This is a genomic window from Reticulibacter mediterranei (genome assembly GCF_016587455.1).
Map to the genome: position 1 here is coordinate 2,031,539 of NZ_BNJK01000001.1, position 24,087 is coordinate 2,055,625.

Below are 24,087 nucleotides of genomic sequence, written 5' to 3' on the forward strand. Positions count from 1 at the left end.
GATCAGCCCCTTACTCCCCGCTTGTCACAATTTGTCTGTCGGTATTACTCTTTTGCTACAAGCTCTGGCTCAGCAGGAGCAGGGGTGGCCTCGCTCACAGGTTCAGCAGCAGGAGTTTCCTGGGCGGGAGCAGCCTCCGTTGATTCCGTTGTGGCGGGAATCTCAACAGGAGCGGCCTCTTCGCCTTCCACTGCCTCAGTATCTTTCTGTAAAGCTTCCAGCTGGCGGCGACCTTCGACAGCCGCATCAGCGATCTTGGCGCAGAGGAGACGAACTGCGCGAATGGCATCATCGTTGGCAGGAATGGGGTAATCCATCTCGTCGGGATCGCAGTTCGTATCGGCCAGGGCGATAATAGGAATCTCCAGGCGACGCGCCTCCAGAACAGCTGTGCGCTCTTTACGGGTATCGATAATAAAGATAGCGCTGGGGAGACGTTTCATATCCTTGATGCCGCCGAGGATGCGCTCCAAACGAACCATGTCATCCTGCAAGCGCTGCACTTCTTTTTTCGGCAAGCGCTCGAAATCTCCCCGATCGCGGCGCGCCTCTAGATCACGCAGATAGCGAATACGGGACTGCATTGTCTGGAAGTTGGTGAGCATACCACCGAGCCAGCGCTGATTGACATAGAACATGCCACAACGCCGGGCCTCCTCAGCAACGGCTTCCTGAGCCTGTTTTTTGGTGCCGACAAAGAGCAGCGTGCCGCCGTCAGCAACCAGTTGCTCGACAAACTTATATGCCTCGTTGAGGCGGGTGACAGTCTGTTGCAGATCAATGATATGAATGCCGTTGCGATCCATAAAAATGAACTGCTGCATTTTGGGGTTCCAGCGCCGGGTCTGGTGTCCAAAGTGAACACCGGCCTCCAGGAGCTGTTTCATAGAAATGATATTAGCCAAAAACAGATCCTCCCTTAGATCCTCCGCATCCGATCATACAAAAGCAGCAGGGCCGGCCCCAGGTTATGAACAAATTGAGGCTTTCGCTCAGCCATATGGACCCCAGGGTGTGCCTGATCGGAATGCGTGTGAACTTGAGTGACACATTGATCACATACTTTGATAGCGAGAGCAACCTCTCACTGCCAGAGAAGTATAGCACAGAGTGAGAGGAGACGCAAGAAAATTAGCACCACCACGACGAGAGAAAATACCTGGATCGCCTGACAAAAAAGGGTGTATACAGTATACTGATTGAATACAAGATGACACGTAGTGGAGTGGAGGAAGAACATGCGCGGCAGAACGCGTTTCTATCGCATACATCTCATTGCCTATGATGTGGTTGCAAATTGCTACTGGTGCTTTCCACCTGGAATTCCCATTCTCAGCCCTATTCCTATTACCCCTATCCCTTATCAGCAAAAAAGGCTACCACGTAAGATCCATCTGATACACATCCCATAAATAGTAAGCACGAAATACAGAAAAACGCCGCCTGTTTCTTGAATACAATCGTATAGTATAGAGTGTAAGCCTACCTATTTATAACCAATCAGCGTTCACTGTTCTCAGGGGTAGAAGAAGTAGAAAGGGATACATACACATGGTAACAATACTTATTGTTGACGATCATTTACTCATGCGGCGCGTAATCAAGCAAGTGCTGGAACAAGAATCTACCTTCACCGTCATAGGAGAAGCGTGTAATGGTTTTGAAGCAGTGGAGCAGGCTGCCAAAACGCTACCAGATGTTGTGCTGATGGACCTGGACATGCCTGGTTGCAATGGATTTGAGGCCACAGAGCAGGTATTGCTCTGCTCGCCACGCTCTCGTGTCGTGATCTTCACAGCCTCACACGAGGAACGACATATTTTTCAAGCTATCCATCGGGGAGCTATTGGTTATCTGACAAAAGATACAGACGCGGAAACCCTCCTGCATGCCATTCATTGTGCGGCTCGCAATGATCTTTGTATACCAGGAACGCTTGCTGGTCCAATCATCGCCCAGATACAGGCCATCTGGCGCACGCAAAGCTACCCCTCCACTCGCTATGGGCCAGCCGCCTATGCCTATAGAACTTCGCGGCGTACCCGGACACGCCCAACCAGGGCGCTTCCAGCCCCCATTGAAGTTGTTGTTGAGTCAGCCGACGAGAAAACAATCACCGAGCAGCCTGCGGAAATCAGCATTCCAGAACCAAGGGAAAGAGAGCCAGCCAGCGAAACGACGATAGAGCAACCACCCGCGCTAGTCACACGCCCTCTTACGGAGAGAGAACTAGAAATTCTGCATTTGATGCGTCAGGGGCTTAAAAATCGTGAAATAGCGCTAGAATTGGAGATTGCAGAGTCCACTGTCCACAAACATGTACAAAACATCTTTGAGAAGGTGCGGGCGCGTAATCGCGCAGAAGCTATTTATCTGACCAATACAGAAGAGTTCTATGGCCTCTATCCAGATTATTCGTTCTAGGTAATGGTACAATAACTCTTGTTATCAAGCCAGCAGACTAGCAGAAAAGCAAAGTGGATACGTGCGCGCAAAACGATCTCGCAATCAACAAACATCGTCCTCCTCCGAAAAGGCTGACGAAACAATTTCGTTTCTAACGCAAAGTGACATCTTCCGACATCTCGATGTAGATGCACTAGTGGAGTTGGAACGCACTATCACCGTCATTACCTGCCCACCTGGACGTATCATTTACCGTCCAGGTGAGAGAGGAAATGCTCTTTTCATCCTGCAATCGGGCAGTGTCCAACTGTACCATCTCTCAACGGATGGCAGAAAGCTGATTATCGCAACATTAGCAGCCGGAGATTGCTTTGGTGAGACGCTTTTGCTGGGACAAAATACGCACAACGACTTTGCAGAAGCTACTGTCGCCTCTTCAATTTGTGCCATCAATAAACAGGATATCGAACCTCTACTGCTACAACAATCGGGGATAACGCTCGCACTGCTCAAAAAAATGAGCCAGCGTCTTGCTCTACTAGAAGCTCAGCTCATCAATACAACGTTCAAAAGTATGCCAGCACGTTTAGCGGCGCTGTTGCTGCAACTGGCACAGCACAAAGAGCAAGAGATCCTGGTTGTTGAGGGACTGAGCCATGAAGAGCTGGCTGAGCGGCTGGGCGTCTATCGTGAAACCGTCAGTATGGCGCTCCGTGATCTGCGCGAAGCAGGAGCCATCGAATTAGGGCGCAAACACATTACGATCAATAAGCCCCTGCTTTTGCGCGATGTTGCCGAATCCTGACAATCAAGGGCGATAGACCAGTATCTGCTCCATCGCCTCCAAAATACGAGGCAATATCTTTAGGAAGCACCAGAGCAGCTTCATCTCCTGCCAGGTATGCATCGATGTCTTTGTGCATTTGTGGCTTTTTGATATCAAGAAACATGGTAATACCGTTCAAAACCAGTATTTCCCCTGTGATCTTCTGTTTCTGCAAACGCCACCCAAGTTTCTGTAAATATCTGCTTGCCTCTTCTTGCTTCACTATCCTCCTCCAAGCGGAATTCAGACAATCTTCAATGAAACTAAATCACTATTCCTTTCTTATTCTACTCCATCCACTTCAAAAAGGCGCGATACCAGAAGATCCTGGTATCGCGCCTGCTCGTTTGCTTCAATTGACCATATCAGGCCAGGGTACGTTGCTGAGAGCCAAGCATATCGCGAATAACTTCTTTGAGGTGGGCAGAAGAAATGCCGTACAGTTCCTTGAGGATCGTGGGAGCGCCATGCTCGACAAAAGTATCAGGCAAACCGATGCGCCTGACATCAATATCTCTCATCCCTTCGCGCTCCAACAGTTCCAGCACAGCGCTGCCAAAGCCACCCATCAGCGCATGGTCCTCAATTGTGACAATGTGACGCGTCCCCTGTGCCAGACTCATGATCATCTCTTCATCTAAAGGTTTGGCCCAACGCGCGTTGACTACGGCGACCCGCAGGCCTTCCTCCGCCAGTTCCGCAGCCGCCTGCGTTGCCTGAGCAACAGTTGACCCGTAAGCGAGAATAGCGCAATCCATGCGCTCTGCCTCCTCAAGCGTTGAAGGACTCAACAGTTCTGCCTTCCCCACCTCCAGCGCATGAAGTTCCTGACCCAAGTGCACACCCAGCGCCTTCCCACGTGGATAGCGCAGGGCTACTGGCCCATCCATATAGATGGCTGTATAGAGCATGTGACGCAGTTCTTCTTCATCTTTGGGAGCCATGACCTTCATATTTGGCAACATACGCATAAAGGCGATATCGAACACGCCATGCTGCGTCTGCCCATCTTCACCAACGATACCAGCCCGGTCCATAGCAAAGACGACATGCAGATTTTGCACACAGATATCATGAACAACCTGATCAAAAGCGCGCTGCATAAAGGTCGAGTAGATAGCAACCACCGGACAGAGGCCGCTCACAGCCATTCCACCTGCAAACGTTACAGCATGCTGTTCGGCGATACCAACGTCAAAGTAGCGCTCGGGGAAACGCTGGTGCAGTTTCTTGAGGCCAGTTCCCTCCTCCATCGCGGCGGTAATCCCAACAACTGAAGGATCCTTCTCGGCGATATCAACCAGAGTGTTGGCAAAAACCTCTGTGTAGGTTGGAGGATCCTCAGGGTTTTTCTTAATCGTCCCGGTTGTATAATCGTAAGCGCCTGGACCATGCCATTTGGTGGAATCGCCTTCTGCCACATGCCACCCTTTCCCTTTTTTCGTCACCACCTGCACTATGACTGGCCCTTCAATCTTTTTCACATTCTCGAAAACATCAAGCATCAGAGGAATATCATGTCCATCAAAAGGACCAAAAAAACTTGATGCCCAGCTCTTCAAAAATGACACCGCTTTTGCTGTGCAACACAAACTGCTTCAGACTCGTTTCGGCACGGCCAGCAGCCGTGCGCGCTCTATCGCCAACAACCGGAAGGCGCTCAATAGACCCCTTTGCCATCTCACGCAAGCGCTGATAGCTGGGGGTTGTTTGCACCTTGCGCACCTGGCTCAAATGATGAGAGAGCGCACCAACGTTATCAGAGATGGATTTTTCATTATCATTCAAGACAATAATGAGGTTCTTTTTTAAACTACCCGCGTTGTTCAAAGCCTCCAGCGCCATACCACCAGTTAACGCACCATCCCCGATGACTGCGATAACTTTGTGCTCTTTGCCCTGCAAGTCGCGAGCAGCTGCGAGGCCGAGAGCTGCCGAAATAGAGGTGCTGGCATGACTGGCACCAAAGACATCATAGGAACTCTCCTCACGACGGAGATACCCTGAAAGTCCGCCAAACTGACGAATTGTATGGAAACGCTCCCGTCGTCCTGTCAGAAGTTTATGCACATATGCCTGGTGCCCAATATCCCAAACCAGCAAATCATCAGGAGTATTGAAGATATAATGGAGGGCCATCGTTAATTCCACCACACCGAGATTAGGAGCCAGATGACCGCCCCTCACCGAAACTTTCTCAATAATCTCATTCCGAATCTCGCCTGCTAGCTCCTCCATTTGCGGAATCGAGAGAGTACGTAACTGTTCAGGACCATCAATGCTATCAAGAATCCTTGCCAAAGGTTTCCTCCATATTTATCTATTGGCACTAGCTGCCTCCCACACCAGAGCGAGAAACAAGCAGTGGACACCTCGAACGATGTCTGACACGGCATATCAAATACAATATATCAATCAAGAGAACGTAGCATCATTTCCCCAGACAGAACCTTTTAGTATTATAGAGATATTACCAGGGGCAAGCAAACCCTCGGTTCAGAAATTCATGCACATAGGGTCTTGACAAGCATTCATTCCGCTCCAGAAGCGGCTTGATGCTATAAAAATAGTCCCTTGACAGTATTTGACATTCTTTTTATTATGACACAGGCGGGGCCATTGTTACATTAATTGGTACCTGCGCTTGTACCAAACAATACTTCCGATAAGATCTGAAATCCAGACATCTTACATCACAGCAATCGGAATAGACAGACGTAGATGAGCGGGTGCTGTAACAGGCTCCGCACAAGAAAGGAAGGAGGAGCGGCCTCTGCCCGATAAAGGGCTGAGAATGGCAAGAAGAAAGAGTAAACTTATTCCTGCCATATGCTGCATATCTTATGACAAGGAAAGACAGCGAAAAAGAAGCAGAGCGACCACATTATTACTCCCAGTTCTGGCTCGACGTTGCTGCCGGCCGCCGGATAATCGGCGCTCCCAAGCCAAACGAAGAAAATGAGCTGGTTGAAAACGAGCCTGTAGAGGCAGCCCCGGCACGCAAAGCAGGGCGTGCATCCGAAGAACAGGAACGAGCGGCCTCTGATGGACGAACAGAAAACATTGCTCATCCTGTTGCAGAACCCGTTGCGGCCCCTGAAGAATATATCGAACCTGAAGAAGAAGAGGAGCCATTTAACGGCGACTTAGAGGCTTCGGAGATGCAAAACGTCGATGACAGTGACATACCCGATATGGATCTGGGATCTGACGAAGAAGAGGAGGAGGAAGAGGAAGAAGACTTCTTCGACGAAGAAGAAGAAGAGGAGGAGGAGGAAGAGGAGGAAGATTGGGGCGGTCGTGGCAGTCGCAAAAAAGCGAAACCCACCCGACCTACTCGTCCACAAAAGAAACCAACCAGACGCGATACACGACGCGGATACTAATCTTCCGTATCACATACCATTCATCGCAGTGCTTCCTGAAGTTATACGATTTCAGGAAGCACTGCTATTAGTAGACTCGCCATAGCACTCAAGGATAAATGCCGCGTATCTGGGTAGCCTCAGCAACACGAGAAATCGCAAGCATATTGGCTGCCAGGCGCATATCACAATGAAACTGATCTGCCTTTTCAGCAACGGCCGCAAACGAGCGATTCATAATCATTTCGAGCCGCTGCGTAATCTCTTCGACACCCCAGAAGAAGCTCTGTAAGTCCTGCACCCACTCAAAGTAGCTGACCGTGACCCCTCCGGCATTCGCTAGGATATCGGGAATGATCATCACACCTCGTTTGTAGAGGATGCGATCTGCCTCGGGAGTTGTTGGACCATTGGCAGCTTCAGCAATAATACGAGCCTGAATACGCTCCGCACTGGCAGCAGTAATGATGCCCTCCAGAGCTGCGGGGATCAGGATATCACAAGGAACCTCAACCACATCCTGTACGCGTATTGCCTGAGCATGGATAAAGCCAACAACCGAACCGGTCTCCTGCTTGTGACGCGACACTTCCGCCAGATCAAGGCCATTCTCATTATAAATAGCCCCTCGCGAATCACTGACGGCGACGATCTTACAACCCTCATTATGGAAGAGACGAGCGGCAATGCTCCCGGCATTTCCATAGCCCTGGATGCTCACCCTGGCACCACGCAAGGGCATACCGATACGCTTTGCGGCCTGCCTGGTCACAAATAATACTCCAGTCGCTGTCGCCTCATTACGTCCCTCACTGCCGCCAATGGAGAGCGGCTTCCCGGTCACAACAGCCGGAATAGAGAAGCCCTCGTGCATAGAATAGGTATCCATAATCCAGGCCATCACCTGGGGATTGGTATTTACATCTGGCGCAGGAATATCGCTATGCGGACCGATGATAATCGCTATTTCGGTGGCATAACGGCGGGTCAGGCGCTCCAGTTCGGCCGGGGTCATATCTTTGGGATCACAAATCACGCCACCTTTAGCCCCACCAAAGGGGATGCCAACCACCGCACATTTCCACGCCATCCACATTGCCAGCGCTTTGACCTCGTCCAACGTCACATCCGGGCCATAACGGATGCCTCCTTTGGCAGGACCACGATTAACGTTATGTTGCACACGATAGCCTGTAAATGTTCTGATACGTCCATTATCAAGGCGCACCGGGAAATGAACCGTTAGCTCACGCTTGGGCCTGCGTAAGATTTCGCGCATATCTTCGGAGAGGCCAAGCTTCTCGGCGGCAATATCAAACTGTTGCACCGCCATCTTATAAGGATTAAATGGAGACGCGCTGCCATCGCTGGCGGATGTAGACTTCACTTCGTTGTGCATAGTCAACGTGCTACCTTTCATATAAAGTAGAGCATACACATTCTTGCTATATTCTCATCGTCAATCATATATCGTTTTTGCAATTACTGCAAACACCTGCATACCAGCAAACTCAGGAATACCTTGCAAATTTTTTCAATACAGTAGCCTCGCCACATCAATTGATGGCCATAGTTCCATGCCACGAAAAAACGAGCCATCTTATAAAAGATGACTCGCTTTGCTGTCAAAAGATGGTACTATGCTTGCGGTTCTCCCAGCTTTTCACGCAACAGCTCTTGCACGATATCTGCTCTGGCCTGTCCGCGCGTTTGTTTCATCACCTGACCAACCAGAGATTGCAAGACACTGGTCTTACCGTTGAGGTACACGCTCACAACTTTGGGGTTGTTGGCAATGACCTCGTCGATGATGCCTCCAAGCACGGCCCGATCGGTAATCGGCGGCTTAATGCCCTTCTTCTTGACGATCTCTTCGGGCAGTTCACCGGAGGCAAAGGCGTCATCCAGCACCTCCTTCGCTTGCTTGCCGGTGATACGCTCGCTATCCAGTAGATCAAGCAAGTTTACCAGAGCCGCAGGCGAAAGCGGGCTATTTTCAATCGCAATAGAGTTGGCTTTAAGCAGGCGCACCACCTCGCTCAGCAGCCAGTTGCTGGCAGCTTTGGCCCGAGCATTGCGATCCTTGGCTTGCGAGGCTACCATCACGCGCTCAAAGTAATCTCCCAACGCCTTGTCTTCGGTCATCACATTCGCATCCTGGACAGAGAGACCATACTCGCTCTGATAGCGGGCACGGCGCGCATCGGGCAACTCTGGCAGGCTGGCACGTATCTCCTCTACCTGCTCCCGGCTAATCAACAGTGGTGGTAAATCTGGCTCCGGGAAGTAGCGGTAGTCATCGGCGTACTCCTTCACACGCTGTAATACCGTGATCCCTTTATTCTCGATCCAGCCACGCGTCTCTTGACGAATCTTGCCACCATCGCGGATGACAGCTATCTGACGCCGTGCTTCGTATTCCAGTGCGCGCTCGACCGCACGGAAACTGTTCATATTTTTGATTTCCGTTTTCACGCCCAGTTGTTGTTCTCCACGAGGGCGTACAGACACATTCGCGTCGCAGCGCAGGCTCCCCTCTTCCATCTTGCCAGAGGCCACTCCCAGATAGATCAGGATCTCACGCAGCTTTTGCATATAGAGACGAGCTTCTTCCGGGCTACGCATATCAGGCTCGCTCACAATCTCCATCAACGGCGTACCAGCGCGGTTCACATCAATTAGACTATACCCATCATGATGCAACAGACGGGCGGTATCTTCTTCGAGATGGACGCGGGTAATCCCGATCTGTTTCTCGCGACCATGCAAATCAATCATCAGATATCCGTTACGGCTGAGAGGAATATCGTACTGTGAAATTTGATAGCCTTTCATCAGATCGGGATAGGGATAGCTCTTGCGGTCAAATTTAGAATATGCGGGGATCGAGCAATTCAGCGCAAGAGCTGTCATAATCGTATAGATCACAGCACTCTGATTAATTACTGGCAATACGCCGGGCATACCCATGCAGACAGGACAGACATGAGTGTTGGGAGCGGCATTGGCATAGCCAGTACTACAGGAACAGAACATCTTACTCCTGGTAAGGAGTTGCGAGTGGACTTCAAGGCCGATTACCACCTCGAAATCGGTATCAATAGGCGAATATGTCGTTGTTGTCATGCTCACTCACAGTCTTATTTTATCTAACCCACACGCGATCTTATTGCGCGATTGTCACCGTGTTTTGCTGTAAGTCTAGTCCTTTCCGCGTGTTTCGTCAATGGGAACAGGCCACAAAAATTTGTCATAGTAGAAGATGCATGCGGCATTTCAATGATAGGGATAGCATTCGTGCAAAAAGGACAACGCCTCACAGGGCAAGATATCCCAAATTGCCAGGGCAGTCAGTTTTATTTAGCAGATAGGTAATAAGTATCAGGGATGTTGCCGAAACCAGAAACGATGGTAATCTAAGGATAAGAGAAACGTAGTGCATTTACAGTGTTTTCTTGTTTATATAGAGCTTGCCAATGCTCATCTGTTGTGGTAGACTGCATATACAGGCCATAATATAACCTGTAACGGGTAGTCATAGTCTATCCTGTGTGGCGATCTTCCACACAAACCAGAACATCGTGGTATCCAGGTATGCCACAGAGTATGGAACTATGTTTCCCATTGCCTCCAAACATGAGCATGCCATCTTTTACCTGTGCCATAATATGGTTTGATGGAACAACACGAGCAGTAGAGCGCAGATAGAAGATGAGCAGGATAACACGATCACCATTTTAAGATAGGGATACCGGGAAGCTAGCAAAAAACCTCCCATGTGGCTAACGACCGATAGGGTTCTCTTATCTCAAGAAGGTATCGTGTTTTGTGTGTGTGTGAAGTGTTACAAAATAAGGTATACTATCCCCGGCGGTAGTCAGTGACTACTAGAAATTTCGGAGCGTGCAGGTAGTGGCGCGTACGAGCGGGCAGGAGAGCTAGTAGATATGTCCCTAATCAACATGGCAAAACGAGAGATCAATTGTAAAATTGTCTATTACGGTATTGGCCTCTGTGGAAAGACAACTAACCTCCACTATATCCATCAGGCGGTCAACCCACAAGATGTAGGCGATATGGTCTCTATCGATACGGAAACTGAACGTACGTTGTACTTTGACTTGCTCCCCCTGGAATTGGGGAAAGTGCATGGCTTTCATATTCGCTTCCAACTCTACACCGTCCCCGGCCAGATCCTCTATCAGCAGACTCGTATCTCGGTCCTCAAAGGTGCAGATTGCGTCGTCTTTGTGGCAGATTCACAGGCAAGCAAGTTACAAGAGAATATCGAGTGTTGGAACGAATTGCAGGAACAACTTCGCAGAATGAACAAGGATGTGGCAGATTTTCCGCTGGTCATGCAATGGAATAAGCGCGATTTGCAAGATGTCCTGCCCGTCTCCGTGTTAGAAAAATACCTCAACCCATACCGTGTTCCCAGTTACGAAGCCATTGCTGTCACCGGACAAGGAGTGATCGACTCTTTGCGCGTGGGCGTCAACAGCACGCTGCGCCGGTTAAATCGCATCTAATATCACCAAATTCTGGTGCAGGTCAGAAGCCATCGTCACTACCTCCACAATCACCGTCGCTTCTGGCCTGCTTAACCATCACCTTATCTACATCACACCCTCTCTCACCACCATCAGAGATCCTATTTTCAATGCTGATTGCTCGCTACCTGTTTTATGTGTATAATAATGCGCAATAGTTGTGTACCCACTCAGAAAGAAAAGAACTTATTACATACAACATATTTTCTACCTGACCACGATTGGTCGCCCTCCCGATGCATAGCATGCTCTTTAAACAAAGAAATGTTGCACGTTTCATCGACTAAAAAGCATCTACGTATTGGGGTTTCTGCGTTGCCATTGAGAAGTAATTACAGACCAAGAGCCTGGACATGTAGCAATTCATAGTACCAGCTCTTCTACAAAGGTTTTTTTATGGAAACGATACGCGTCATCATTATTGATGATCAGCCTCTTTACCGTGAGGGTATTCGTACTGCCCTCGAACACAGGGAGGATTGTGTGATTGTGGGCGAAGCAACTGATGCAAGAAGAGCCTCTGAGCTGCTACACACAAGTCATCCCGACGTTGCTCTGATCAATGCAGGTCTGGACTCGTCAGATCCCTTAGAGATAGCTCAGCAGGCACGCCAGATATCTCCTCAGACGGCAATCATTCTGCTGGCTCCATCGGAAGACGAAGAACGCCTATTTCAATCAATCAAAGTAGGAGTGGCTGCCTATTACACGCGCCATATTACTCCTGACCAGTTGGTGGAGGCGATCCAAAAAGTGAGCCAGGGCCAGTATCTCATTAATAATGACGTTTTCATTAAGCCCCAGAGCATCACCCGGGATCTCAAGCCATTCAAAGAGCTGGCAACAGAAGAGCTAGAGGTAGAAGAGACAAAAGAACAATTTTCACCTCTGTCCAGCCGCGAGATAGAAATTCTAGATTACATCGCACGTGGTAATAGCAACAAAGAAATTGCCAAATCGCTCAAAATCAGCGATCAGACGGTGAAAAATCATATCACATCCATTCTCAAAAAGCTCTCCGTTAATGATCGTACCGCTGCAGTCGTCTATGCGCTCCGTCATAGCTGGATCAAAATGCATCAGGAGCAGTAGCGCGAGCAAAACATCACAATCCGAGAGACGGCACTCTCTATCTATACAGATGTCGTCTCTTTTTGCATGCATAAACATATCAAGGAAAACACATTAAGCAATATCATGCCCAGAGCGAGAATAGTTCTTGTCCGCTGTTTGCATCTAAAAAGACATAGAGGTCGTGATAAGATTGAGAAGGAGATTTTGGATCAAAAGAGGTATCTCCCGATTCCTGGGGTATTTGTTGATATAGCACCATCCAAACGGCAACGTTATTCCAATCAGGATGTATCACTGGAGTCTTTGTCATGGGATAGCTCAACAAAGCGTAACGTGTATCGGTTCCCTTCGCCCGACTAGCAGCATCTGGTTCGAGCCGATTGGCAATTTCCACCGCCTGCTGCCGACTGAGCGCAGGCTTTTGATCCGTCGCGCGTAGCGTAATGCCTTGAGCGAGCAGCGGCGCGAATTGCAGACTTGGGGTAGGAGTAGCAATCAAGCCAGGGAGGAGCTGAGTAGGAGAGAGAGAAGCAGGACTACGATGTGAGAGAAAAATCCAACTCAACCATAAAAAACCGATCAATAGGAGCAAGCCACCAACAACAGCCGTACCGGAACGAAAATGGGAAGATTGTCGCTTTTTTGCCATACACAGTTCGCCTTCCTGAAATAATCGCGCCGAGCACTCCGGTATTGCGTCGGTAAAATCAGTATAGAATAATTGAGGGAGAAAGACAACGGTACATTGACCTGATTTTCGCAAAAAGGCTATACTGATAGTAAGGGTTCACGTTGCGCATCCACTGTACTCCGTTTGTACATACTCACTCATCGATAGAGCAGAACTCATTGCACAGGCTTTTATGCAAAGTGGGAACCACACAGACATGGATAACGATGGTCCATCGCTATCCAGACCTCGGAGGAGAAGAAAGGAAGTCAAACTCGGTGAAAGTTTATGGCCGTATAACGGTATTTCCTAACATGCCAGCCCGTATCAGTCGTCTCTATGAGCTGGCATATAATTTGTGGTGGAGTTGGCATCCAGAAGCTCGTGCGCTCTATAGTACCCTCGACGCTGAACTCTGGGAGCGGGTAGGCCATAATCCTGTCCGATTCCTCAGCGAAGTAGAGCCATACAAGCTGGAACAGGCCGCAGAACAGGCAGAATACTTACAAGCGTATGACAGTGTCATTAAAGATTTTGACCACTACATGCATCCACGCCCGGACGAGACCTGGTTCTCAAGCAGCTACCCGGAGCTGGTCAATACGACTATTGCCTACTTTTCTGCCGAATTTGGCCTGCACGAATCCGTTCCCATCTACTCGGGAGGTCTGGGCATTCTCTCTGGTGACCACTGCAAAGAGGCCAGCGATCTGGGTCTGCCGTTTGTTGGAGTCGGTTTCCTCTATCCGCAGGGCTATTTTCACCAGCGTATTACCCGCGATGGAGTCCAGGAAGCGATTTACGATAAGTTGCACTTCTCAGAGACACCAGCTATACCAGCAGTCGGACCAGATGGCAACGAAGTAGTGATTAGCGTTGACCTGCCGGGTCGCCGCATCTATGCGAAGGTCTGGAAACTGATGATCGGGCGCGTGCCTCTGTATCTGATGGATACTGATGTGGCTCCTAACGCACCAGCTGATCGCGAACTGTCGGCCCGTCTCTATGGCGGAGATCGAGAAATGCGCATCTCCCAGGAGATTGTGCTTGGCATCGGCGGAGTACGAGCGCTCAGAGCGCTTGGCATCAGCCCTAGCGCCTGGCATCTCAACGAAGGGCACGCCGCCTTTCTCAACCTGGAGCGCTGCCGCGAACTGGTTGCTACCGGACTCAATTTCAACGAAGCGCGTGAAGTGGTCGCCGCCAATTCGCTCTTCACCACCCATACCCCTGTCCCGGCTGGAAACGATGCCTTTAGCTTCGATCTGATCGACAAGTACTTCAGTAGCTACTGGGGACAGCTTGGCCTCAACCGCGACCAATTTATAGATGTTGCACGTGAGGATCAGGGCTGGGGTGCCACCTACAGCATGACGGTGCTCGCGCTCAAGCTCTCGGACCATCATAACGGCGTGAGCAAACTACACGGAGAAGTCTCGCGCAAGATGTGGCAATTCCTGTGGCCCGGCATTGATGTTGACGAGGTGCCTATCGACTATATCACTAACGGCGTCCACACCTTCTCCTGGATCGCACAGGAGATCAATGTCCTATTTGGTCGCTACCTGGACAGCGATTGGGGTCGCCACGTCGATGAGCAAGCGTTCTGGGATCAACACATCGACGCACTTCCTGATAAAGAGCTATGGCGTGTGCATGTGCAACAGAAAGAGAAACTGATCGAGTATTCCCGCAAGCGTCTGATCCAGCAGCATCTCCGCCTGGGAGAAGGTTCAACACAAATAGCCGAGTTTGGGCAGATACTCAATCCCGAGGCATTGACCATCGGCTTTGCACGCCGTTTTGCAACATATAAGCGAGCCGCCCTGATCTTCCGCGATCTGAACCGCCTGCACAAGCTTCTCAATAATCCCCAGCGACCGATGCAGATCATCTTCGCTGGCAAAGCACACCCCGCCGACGAACCCGGTAAGGCGCTGATCGAGCAGATTTATCGCGCCTCGCGTAGCGAGGAGTTCAAAGGGAAAGTCATCCTGCTGGAAAATTATGACATCGATATGGCCCGCTATCTCGTTGCTGGCACCGATGTCTGGCTCAACAATCCTATCCGCCCCTATGAAGCCAGCGGAACCAGTGGACAGAAAGCAGCGCTCAACGGCCAGCCGAACTGTAGCATCCTCGATGGCTGGTGGGCCGAAGGCTATAACGGCAAGAACGGGTGGGCCATCGGCGAGGAGCGAGAATATCACAATCAGGAAGCGCAGGCCGAAGCCGATAGCCTCTCGCTCTACCGCGTGCTTGAAGAGGAAATTATCCCTGCATTCTTCGAGAGGGGATCAGATGACGTTCCGCATCGCTGGGTTGGCTTTATGAAAGAGGCCATTCGGACCTGCACGCCACAATTCAGCATGCGCCGTATGGTGAAAGAGTATACAACTCGCTATTATGTCCCCGAAGTTCAGCAAAGCAAGGGGATGGCAGAGAATAATTACGAACGCGCACGTATTCTTGCCCATTGGAAAGAACACATTCGAGAAAACTGGAACAAGCTGGAACTTTACGTTGATGGCCGCCGCGATGGGCAACTCAGCCTCGGCGAGGGCATCGACGTACACGCCTGGGTGCGTATAGATGGGTTGAGTCCCGATGACATCTGCATCGAACTTGTCTATGGAGAGATCAAGAACGAAATTGCACAGCCGCAGTTTGCACGTCCTATGAGTTTTACCAAGCGAGAACTCGATGGCTCTTACAGATATGACATCCATCTGCAACCAGAAGAGAGCGGTAGCATTGCGTATAACATTCGTGTGGTGCCATCTCATCCATTGTTAACCGAAAAGTACGAACTGGGCCTGATTCGCTGGGCATAGGCAAGATAAAGAGCAAGTGAGCTATGCTGGTTTTCTGCTGGCATAGCTCACTTGCTCTTTGTTAGTAATAATAGGGCACATCTACGAATTAGCGGGTTTGAGTCCGACATGCCTGTAAGTGAATATATGATGGAAAGAGAAATTATAGAGCAGGACGAGGATCAAAGCGGCAGCTTCAGCGACGATAGCAGGAACGTGGCCAAGATGGGTCAGGCCAAACTGGATCAGAAACGTGAGAACGCTGCCACCAATTGAAGTGATGTGAAAGCGGAGGCAGCGTGCTTTCCAGGAGCGCGCGCGTCCGGGCAGGTGCCTGAAGGTAACAAAGTCATTGGGGATAAAGTTTGCCATGATTGAGATTTCAGCAGCTAAAACAGAGGCAATGACATTGTGTACAACATCACTAATGGGCAATTTGATATAGTAGAATACCAGGTAAAAAACAGCCAGGTTCACCAACGCCGCGAAGCCGCCAATGATGACATAGGTAACGAAACGTTGACATACTCCCGCACGTCCACCAGTAATAGTATCCACGACATCTAATACTTGATTTGCAAAAGCCCAGCGATAGGGGCGGTAACTTGGCAAGCGAGAAGGCACCTGTTCCCCCTGCATGGCCGACGCTACAGAGACTTCCTCCAGGTTACACTCTGACATAGACTTCTCCAACTGTTTTCCATTTCTGTGTTGTTACAAACGTGTTCTATTCCTGAGTACAAAACGGACTATTCGCAAACAAAGTAACGAACGGCCTGTGAGAGTACCGTTGGGCTAGGCATAGTGGAACAAAAAAACCAGATCCCTCATCATAAGGATCTGGCAAACAAGAAAACACCGCAAATCATAGAAACGGGAGAGCGCAAAGAATAGGCGGATCAGTTAAACGAGGGGCGCGCAAGACAACGTCGATCGGTCCGTTCGCCTTTCCCTGTTGCATGTGCAACGGCCCCTGTACTCCCACCAGCACATCATGAGCCAACAGGTAGGTGTGTGGATCTTCTGATGGCGGAAAAGCGGCCACCATCAGATAGTATGTGCCATCGGGAACAGGAGCGAGATGATAGGGACCAGGAGCATGGATGCGCGTGCAGGAAACGGGGCGAGCCTGGGGAATAGGCTTGGGAAACAAACCGATGAAGATAGTGCCTTTGAACGGACGAAAGATATGGATATGACCGGAGAGGCCACGTAGCGTGAGAGGCGATGGAGCAGTATTCCGTACCTTTGCCAAAGACAGAGGCTCCTGACGAACCAATTGACGCAACTGACGCGGTGGCACACCTACCAACTGTGTAAAACGTGTTGTAAACGAGCCAAGCCCTGTATAGCCCACTTCAAAGCAGATATCAGTCACGCTTAAAGACGTTGTAAGAAGCAAATGTCTGGCAGCATCGAGGCGCAGTGTGGCCAGAAACTCACCCGGGGGAATGCCTATCACTTGATGAAATACGCGGTTGAAATAGTAGGGACTGAGACAGGCGATCTCCGCCATCTCTTCCAATGAGAGAGGCTCGTGCAGTTGTGTGCGCATAATCCGAATCACATGCTCAATTGTCTCCTGATGATAGAAACGAGCGTCATTGTGTATCTCATCAATAGCTGTCCGGGTGTCCTCTGCCTGTACCATCAACATATGAACTCTCCCTTCCCCATACGAGTCTGCTCGCTTCCCATGACGGCGCAATGCACCCACAGAACGGCAGCGATCATACCATTCTATTGCACTTATGCTGAAAAGCAACAACGCCGGGTCAGCTTCTCTATGCAGCCGTTCCGATACAGCGATTCTCGAACAATGATCGAGCTTCTGGCGTTGCTTCTAGCAGGGCAAATGCATTGCCATACGGGTCTTCAAACAGCGCCTCAATTCCATACAACTGTTTGTCAGGAGTACGTAGGAAGTGGACGCCACGAGCGAGCAAGCTCTCGTATGTTTTACGACAATTATCTGTGTAAAATATCCAGGGGATACCCTGACCAACGCGCGCCATCAACTCTTGCACGCGCTCTTCACTATGCAATGAAAGATCAGGTTTTGCTAAAGCAATCTCTGGTTTCTCCTGTCCCCTGGGGGCGACGGTCACGAAGCGCAGGCCTGGACCAAAGGTGGTATCGCTGCGTTTCTCAAGTCCTAACTTCTCGGTGTAAAAGGCGAGTGCCTCATCCTGATCTTTTACCAGGATCGAAACAACAGTTAAAGGTGTTATCAGTTTCATGGCTCCCAACAATCCAGTCTGATTTGTTTGAACTACAACGACCGTCTATAGGGTTATTCTTTTTGGCACATGCACATTATATTAAACATTTGTTCTAATTTCAAGAGGTAATAATGCCATTTGACTTTCGGAATTAGATCACATTGGCTCTCAACGCACGAGATTGTATGATGTACAATAAATGAGAGCGAAAGAATTATTCAGAGCCACAGAGATCCCCTCCTCGTATGATGATGGGATCGTTCAAGCGACAAACATATCTACTAAGAGGAGTGACAAAATAGCATGCCGACAAGTCAAGTTAGTAGTGAGCAAATTCTTTTTACGCGAGGCGTCCCGGCAATGGAGGCATTGCCCAACACGCTGCTCAGTGAGTGTGTACAGGCTGTGTTAGCGGGGCCAGATGGCAAAACTGTTCTTCAGTATGGCCATAATGGAGGCTATTTACCATTGCGCCGTATGCTCGCCGAACAGTATGACGTGCCCCCAGATCAGGTATTAGTCGGCAATGGCTCTTTGCACTTGCAAGATCTGTTTTCAGCGCTGACCATTCAGCCCGGAGATGTCGTCCTGACCGAGCAGCCCAGCTACGACCGTGCCATCAAAACGTTCCGGCGACGCGGGGCCAGGGTGATCGGTATTCCTCTGGAACACGATGGCATCAATATTGCGGAATTGGAAAAAGCGCTGGCCAAGCAAACCCCGTCCTTTTTGTATGTTATCCCAGACTTCCAGAATCCCGGCGGCGTCACCATGTCTGGGGCAAAGCGGCAGGCGCTGGCAGATCTGGCAGACCGCTACGGCTTCTGGCTGGTGGAAGATGTACCCTATCGCACGCTGCGCTATAGTGGCGAATCGCTGCCTCTGCTGCGCGACTTGAATCCGGCTCGCACGATTACCGTGAGTTCGTACAGCAAATTGATCAGTCCAGGGCTGCGCGTCGGTTATCTGATTGGTCCCCTCGATCTGGTGAAACGGCTCACAAGCCTGGCCGAGGATACGATTCTGGCTCCGGTGTTGCTGGTGCAAGCAGCAGTCCTTGAATTCCACAAAAAAGGGTACTTCACCAGCAATCTTGAGAGCCTGAAGCAACTCTATGCTCCACGTTTGCAAGCAACGATCAGCGCTCTCAAGACGCACATGTCGGATATCTCCTTCGCCGAGCCAGAGGGCGGCTTCTTTGTCAGTGTGACCCTCCCAGAACAGTCGAACTACCACAACCTGCTCTCTCGCGCAAAAGACGCAGGGTTGGTGCTTACCGATGGCACGGCCTTCTTTGCCGATCCACTGAACGAGAACGAAGATGTCAAGAGCCTGGGTGAGCGCTTTGTGCGCCTTCCCTTCTGTGCCCTCACACCAGAACAGATCGAAGAAGGTGTGAAGCGCCTGGCCCAGTTGGTCGAGCGCTAATCAATACAGCCAATCTCTCTATCGCGGCCGGTGATATCACCGGCCGCTTTTTTCATTGTTTAGGCCTTGTGTTATGTTTGTGTTCTTCTTGCGAATATATAGACAAGATTTCAAACAGCATGAGGATAAAACATGCCACAACCATATATGGTGTATATGCAAGCATCGGATGCCGAGTTTTATCAACGATATGCACCTGCTATTTTTGCTTATTTGCTGCGCAATGTCGGCTCGCGGGAAGATGCCGAAGACTTGCTGCTCGATGTATTCCTGGCCGTTCTGGAAAAAAGGCAGTCCGCCGATGTAGATGAGCAACGATTGGCTACCTGGATCTGGGTCGTTGCCCGCAACAAAGTTGTGGACCATCATCGACGGAGCAAACATCGTACTCATAGAGATTTGCAAACAGTAAGAGAGACCCTCTATGAAAATGATGAGCAGGCACCCGAACAAATGGCCCTCAAAAATGAAGCATATCAAAGGTTACACACAACCTTACGAGAACTGCCAGCGTTTCAGCGCGATATCATTCTACTGCGCTTTGGACATGGCCTCTCATGTGGCGAGATAGCTACAGTGTTCAAGAAGAGCGAAGGAGCTGTACGCATGGCACTCCACCGCACACTCAAGTTGCTGCGCACACTCTACACCAAAAACGACGAAGGAGGTTCACTGTGAAAAGAGACGATACAAGCTTTATCCCTGAAAGATTAGATGAGCAGATTGAACATCCTGCCGAGTGGCTCGCAACCAGCGATCAACAACTGGTAGAAGATTTGCGCAACGCTCACCAAGCATACGAGCGTGCGAATACTCAATCATTACGCCATGTTTGGGACCGTCTAGAACAAGCAAAACAACAGCCACGCATGTACGCAGTCAAAACAGCTTCCAACGTTTCATTGCGAAGGAAACAGGCAATGCAGCAGGAATTACCCTCAAGCGCTTCTTCTCAAGAAGGCTTCAAGCGAACGTTAAGCCTGATTGCAGCGGTTATCGTAGTTACGCTCCTGGCAGGTAGTGCGCTCCTCCTTTTCAGTACAGTGAGCAGGAACCGTACTGCTCACAACAATACGGTAACTGGCGAGCCACAGGCAACAGGTACACCAGTTGTTAATTCGTCCGGCATCTATATCACTTATCCAACTGATTGGTCTCATATTGTGTTAAGCAAGCTAGATACTCAAACTCATAAGCCGTTGTGGGTCTATAAGGACGGCCCATCGGAGATAGGAACACCGATTATCTATGGGGATGTGATCTATCTCGACGCGATGGATGAGCAGACCAATCAGGCCCACTTGATTGCACTAAACGCCCAGACAGGCAAAGAGATCTGGAATATTGTTCTCAAGCCAGTTTCCGCAGAAGGTGATAATGGGAGCAGTCCCTCTAACATGGGTGTCCTTACCGCGCCAGTTGTTTCCGATGGACAGGTGTATGTGATGAATCGTGCTGGCACGGTATTCTCATTCGAGGCAACAACTGGCAAAGCGAACTGGACATATGAGACCGGCGCATCAGCTCTGGTGAAGCAATATTATACAGATACCAGTGGGAAGAAACAGCTTGCCGGATCAACGATTTACGATGGCAGCACACCTGTTGTGACTAACGGAATTCTCTATGGTGCGCTCCACAACACATACTTTGCTATCAACGCAAAGGCAGGAAAGCCGATCTGGTCCCTCAATCTAGCAGAGCAAGATCAAATATTCAACGGCGTGCAAGTCATTGATGGCACCATCTATACAGCATCCTATATAGCCAGCGGACATAATACAAGTATGTCACTGCAAAGCCATGTTTACGCATTCAGGGCCAAAGATGGCAGCCAGATCTGGAAATATTCCACGCAGAAATGGGTGACAGATGCGCCATCTATCAGCGATGGGCATGTCTACTTTATCGAGCGCATCCCCGACATGACAGATACTAGCAATGGGCAATCAACACTGCACGCTCTCAACCTTCAGGGCCATGAAAACTGGCACAAAGACTATAATGTTGATATCGCAGGTTCACCGACCGTTGGCGATGGGTATGTCAGTGTGAACATGAACACCTACGATCGCACAAACGGTCACATTCTCACTCACACGCTGTACGTTTACGATGCGACAGGCAACAAAGCATGGGAGAAAAATGTGGACGCCAGCCCGATCACCGTACTGGATGGAATACTCTATACTCAGGTGGGTCGCCAGATCATCGCTTTTGATATCAAAAGCCAGAAAGTACAGTGGTCTGGTCAATATGGGGTAGATCTCGTTGATAAAATGGGCAACCATAGTGGCAGAGTCTATCTGGTAATCGTCGTGCCTTAGCCATTAACATATAGCTACCAAACCACATAACAGTAACGTACACCTCCAGGCTATTCTGAAAAGCACGTTACTGTTATGGAGGTAACTATCATTGAAAGATTGCAAAGCAAGATTTGATGAGTATCTGAATAGCAGGATAAGGCTTGACAATATTTTGCTCATGCAGTACGATTGGCAACAGAGAAAACGGCATTCTATCAGGCCGAAGGGGAGAAGCTTTGCAGAAACAATATAGTAGCACTGAACAGATACATACTCAAGAAAGCTTACAAGCACTCTATCTCTACATACCTGCTTGCCAATGCTATCCTCTCCTGTTTAAAACCAAAACATCCTCCCCTCCACCTCTCTCAACCAGTGCGATTGCGCCTATCGCGATTCGCTAACCTCTAGCATAGCCAACAATAACACATCTCTACGTTGACTCGTGTGTTTCCCAGGCTATATGAACGCTTTTCAATCCACACTTCTCATCCATCAATACAAGGAGTATTGCTTTATGACTATACGAATGTATGGCAAACGACTTGGGCAAATTTCAGACGAGCAATTACAGATGGCTCTTACTCGCTTCAACCTCGGCACGTTGCTCCATGCGGAGCCTGTTCCCTTTGGTCTTTTCGGACAGAACATCTTCCTCACCAGCACGCAAGGCGCATATGTTTTACGTGGCTCTCCACACTACCACTGGCAGTTTCCTACAGAGCAGTTTTTTGCCCGCCTGTTGCATGAACGCACTCAGGTTCCGGTTCCCTGGCCGTATCAGATTGATGATGCCGAAGATATCTTTGGGTGGTGCTACGTATTGATGCCACGTATGCAAGGCTTGCAATTGGAAAGCCCGGAGATAGAGAACCAGTTGAGCATGGAAGATAAGCGTGCTATTGCTCATGTATTGGGAGAAAATCTGGTCCAGATGCAAGAGCTGAAATGGTCCTTTGCAGGCGAATACCATGCAGAGACAAATACTGTGCAACCATTCGAGTGTACTAGCGCATTGATCTCACCGTCTCAAATAGAAGCCATGCACATACAACCGGGGCCGCTCACCCATAGAGAATACGCTTTAGCTTTGATACGAAGCTTCCTGGAAAGGTCACGCACACATAACCAGCGTACAACTGACACCGATTGCGTATGGGTGGAAATGTTGATCGCTCAGGCGGAGGATGCCCTCAACGATGATTTTCAGCCATGTTTTGTCATGCAAGACTACAAACTAGGCAATCTGGTGGTGATGCAAACAGAGGGCAGGTGGCACGTCAGCGGCCTTTTTGACCTCATGACAGGCTCCTTCGGTGATGGAGAGACAGACCTCTCACGTGCTACAGCTATATATATAGAAAAAGACGCATCATTATCCCTGGCACGAGAGTTTATCCAGGCGTATATTCGTCAGAGACCACCGCGCCCCGGTTTCGCTGAGCGTTTTGCGGTCTACATGCTCTTAGATCGCCTGATTATCTGGGAGTTTGCTCAGAGGAATAACACGGACTGGTGGGACCAGCGATTGTCATTGCAGGAGTGGGCTGGTCGCTATACCTCTCTTCAGGCCATTTTGAAGGAATAGGCTCAAAGGTGCCTCAGTTGCCTTCTATCAGGTTTGTGAGAAGGCAACTGAGACTCGCCTAGAAGGTTAGTATCTCTCCATCATCGGGGATAAGCACCTGCTTTGTCAGTCCCTCTACTGCTATTCTTTCACGCAATGCCGCCCGCGTCAGGCGGCAATGATTGACTGTTTCCAGGTGAACCGCAATGATCTGCGCTGATGGAAGTGCGCGACACACCCGGCAGACATCATCATCGTTCATCGTAATAGGGCCGCCGCCAGTTGCATAGGTGGCGGCTCCCGTGTATAGAACAACTACGTCGGGCGAGAATCGGGCAAGTGCCTGCTCAACCTCCTGGCACCAGATCGTATCGCCTGCAATATAGAGCGATGGGGCATGCTCTCCTCTGAGAACAAAGCCAGAGACCGGTCCCATCTTTTTCCCCAATTCACCGCTGCCATGATGCCCTCCCGTGCGATAAATGTCTAACCCACGCCATTCTATCTTTTGCTGGACTGGCAACACAGATGAAAAACCTTCCTGCCCTATAATCGCCTGATCTTCAGGCTGGCACACAACAGGCAGATGTTTTGGCAAAAGGGCCTGGGCTGCAGCATCCCAATGGTCACGATGAGTATGCGTGACTAGAACGGCATCGATCCCTTGCAGTGTTGCATTCAATTCTGTTTCGGTCAGCGGCAGTTCCACAAGGGGGATACGCAACTGATTCCCGGCATTGGCAATCGGCTCCATTGCTTGCGCGGGACTCAACATAGGGTCAACGAGCAAATGGAGATCGTCTATAGTGACGATGAATGTAGCGTGTCGTAGAAAATGTATGTTCATACCAACC

At 49.8% G+C, this 24,087-nt stretch carries 19 protein-coding genes and 1 pseudogene; 10 read left to right on the forward strand and 10 right to left on the reverse strand.

The genetic code is table 11. From position 1 onward, the window contains the following. Positions 1 to 44 precede the first annotated feature (44 nt). Complete coding sequence (gene rpsB, locus K3T83_RS08790) at positions 45 to 887, reverse strand: 30S ribosomal protein S2 (protein WP_220208194.1); 843 nt, start codon at positions 885 to 887, stop codon at positions 45 to 47. A 664-nt stretch (positions 888 to 1,551) separates the two neighbouring features. On the opposite strand from rpsB, the gene K3T83_RS08795 reads away from it, so the two are divergent. Then, positions 1,552 to 2,424 carry a response regulator gene (locus K3T83_RS08795; RefSeq protein WP_220202596.1) on the forward strand — a complete coding sequence of 291 codons (873 nt, stop codon included), beginning with the start codon at positions 1,552 to 1,554 and terminating at the stop codon, positions 2,422 to 2,424. A 61-nt stretch (positions 2,425 to 2,485) separates the two neighbouring features. Continuing rightward, a complete protein-coding gene (locus K3T83_RS08800) occupies positions 2,486 to 3,211 on the forward strand; it encodes a Crp/Fnr family transcriptional regulator (protein ID WP_220202597.1) in 726 nt (241 codons plus the stop codon). On the opposite strand, the gene K3T83_RS08805 is transcribed toward K3T83_RS08800, so the two are convergent. Both K3T83_RS08805 and dxs read right to left on the reverse strand, forming a co-directional pair. Then, the gene (locus tag K3T83_RS08805; RefSeq protein WP_220202598.1) at positions 3,171 to 3,455 is read right to left on the reverse strand and encodes a hypothetical protein; all 285 of its coding nucleotides are present in this window, start codon (positions 3,453 to 3,455) and stop codon (positions 3,171 to 3,173) included. The two genes, K3T83_RS08800 and K3T83_RS08805, sit on opposite strands and share 41 nt — an antisense overlap. Positions 3,456 to 3,597: 142 nt before the next feature. After that, positions 3,598 to 5,533 (reverse strand): annotated as a pseudogene (gene dxs / locus K3T83_RS57860) (1-deoxy-D-xylulose-5-phosphate synthase). A gap of 542 nt (positions 5,534 to 6,075) precedes the next feature. On the opposite strand from dxs, the gene K3T83_RS08815 reads away from it, so the two are divergent. Beyond that, a complete protein-coding gene (locus K3T83_RS08815) occupies positions 6,076 to 6,618 on the forward strand; it encodes a hypothetical protein (protein WP_220202599.1) in 543 nt (180 codons plus the stop codon). A gap of 88 nt (positions 6,619 to 6,706) precedes the next feature. Here the strand turns inward: K3T83_RS08815 and K3T83_RS08820 are convergent, their stop codons facing one another. Further along, the gene (locus tag K3T83_RS08820) at positions 6,707 to 7,996 is read right to left on the reverse strand and encodes a Glu/Leu/Phe/Val family dehydrogenase (protein ID WP_220202600.1); all 1,290 of its coding nucleotides are present in this window, start codon (positions 7,994 to 7,996) and stop codon (positions 6,707 to 6,709) included. A gap of 239 nt (positions 7,997 to 8,235) precedes the next feature. Next, positions 8,236 to 9,723 (reverse strand): Asp-tRNA(Asn)/Glu-tRNA(Gln) amidotransferase subunit GatB, encoded by a 1,488-nt coding sequence (gatB, locus tag K3T83_RS08825; RefSeq protein ID WP_220202601.1) that lies wholly within the window; start codon positions 9,721 to 9,723, stop codon positions 8,236 to 8,238. 821 nt (positions 9,724 to 10,544) lie between these two features. On the opposite strand from gatB, the gene K3T83_RS08830 reads away from it, so the two are divergent. After that, on the forward strand, positions 10,545 to 11,129 hold the full coding sequence (locus K3T83_RS08830) for a GTP-binding protein (RefSeq protein WP_220202602.1): 585 nt from the start codon (positions 10,545 to 10,547) through the stop codon (positions 11,127 to 11,129). Positions 11,130 to 11,546: 417 nt separating this feature from the next. Then, positions 11,547 to 12,242: a LuxR C-terminal-related transcriptional regulator gene (locus tag K3T83_RS08835; RefSeq protein WP_220202603.1), complete on the forward strand. Its 696-nt coding sequence runs from the start codon at positions 11,547 to 11,549 to the stop codon at positions 12,240 to 12,242. 103 nt (positions 12,243 to 12,345) lie between these two features. Here K3T83_RS08835 and K3T83_RS08840 read toward each other — a convergent pair whose 3' ends face one another. Next, the gene (locus K3T83_RS08840) at positions 12,346 to 12,873 is read right to left on the reverse strand and encodes a hypothetical protein (protein WP_220202604.1); all 528 of its coding nucleotides are present in this window, start codon (positions 12,871 to 12,873) and stop codon (positions 12,346 to 12,348) included. A gap of 299 nt (positions 12,874 to 13,172) precedes the next feature. Between K3T83_RS08840 and glgP the strand changes: the two genes are divergently transcribed. Next, positions 13,173 to 15,728 (forward strand): alpha-glucan family phosphorylase, encoded by a 2,556-nt coding sequence (gene glgP / locus K3T83_RS08845; protein ID WP_220202605.1) that lies wholly within the window; start codon positions 13,173 to 13,175, stop codon positions 15,726 to 15,728. 81 nt (positions 15,729 to 15,809) lie between these two features. Here glgP and K3T83_RS08850 read toward each other — a convergent pair whose 3' ends face one another. From K3T83_RS08850 to K3T83_RS08860, 3 genes are all read right to left on the reverse strand, one after another. Continuing rightward, positions 15,810 to 16,388: a GtrA family protein gene (locus K3T83_RS08850; RefSeq protein WP_220202606.1), complete on the reverse strand. Its 579-nt coding sequence runs from the start codon at positions 16,386 to 16,388 to the stop codon at positions 15,810 to 15,812. Between the two features lie 184 nt (positions 16,389 to 16,572). Continuing rightward, on the reverse strand, positions 16,573 to 17,364 hold the full coding sequence (locus tag K3T83_RS08855) for a helix-turn-helix domain-containing protein (RefSeq protein ID WP_220202607.1): 792 nt from the start codon (positions 17,362 to 17,364) through the stop codon (positions 16,573 to 16,575). 127 nt (positions 17,365 to 17,491) lie between these two features. After that, the gene (locus K3T83_RS08860; protein WP_220202608.1) at positions 17,492 to 17,947 is read right to left on the reverse strand and encodes a VOC family protein; all 456 of its coding nucleotides are present in this window, start codon (positions 17,945 to 17,947) and stop codon (positions 17,492 to 17,494) included. Positions 17,948 to 18,232: 285 nt separating this feature from the next. Here K3T83_RS08860 and K3T83_RS08865 point away from each other — a divergent pair, with 285 nt between their 5' ends. The 4 genes from K3T83_RS08865 to K3T83_RS08880 all read left to right on the forward strand — a co-directional run bounded on the left by K3T83_RS08865 (position 18,233) and on the right by K3T83_RS08880 (position 23,254). Further along, entirely contained in the window at positions 18,233 to 19,357 is a 1,125-nt protein-coding gene (locus tag K3T83_RS08865) for an aminotransferase-like domain-containing protein (protein WP_220202609.1), read from the forward strand. A 132-nt stretch (positions 19,358 to 19,489) separates the two neighbouring features. Next, on the forward strand, positions 19,490 to 20,035 hold the full coding sequence (locus tag K3T83_RS08870) for an RNA polymerase sigma factor (RefSeq protein WP_236064857.1): 546 nt from the start codon (positions 19,490 to 19,492) through the stop codon (positions 20,033 to 20,035). Continuing rightward, positions 20,032 to 21,684, forward strand: coding sequence for an outer membrane protein assembly factor BamB family protein (locus K3T83_RS08875; protein ID WP_220202610.1), 1,653 nt, complete (start codon positions 20,032 to 20,034; stop codon positions 21,682 to 21,684). The genes K3T83_RS08870 and K3T83_RS08875 overlap by 4 nt, the downstream gene beginning before the upstream one ends. 499 nt (positions 21,685 to 22,183) lie before the next feature. Further along, the gene (locus K3T83_RS08880; protein WP_220202611.1) at positions 22,184 to 23,254 is read left to right on the forward strand and encodes a phosphotransferase family protein; all 1,071 of its coding nucleotides are present in this window, start codon (positions 22,184 to 22,186) and stop codon (positions 23,252 to 23,254) included. Between the two features lie 58 nt (positions 23,255 to 23,312). Here K3T83_RS08880 and K3T83_RS08885 read toward each other — a convergent pair whose 3' ends face one another. Then, a complete protein-coding gene (locus tag K3T83_RS08885) occupies positions 23,313 to 24,080 on the reverse strand; it encodes an MBL fold metallo-hydrolase (protein WP_220202612.1) in 768 nt (255 codons plus the stop codon). Between the last annotated feature and the right edge of the window lie 7 nt (positions 24,081 to 24,087).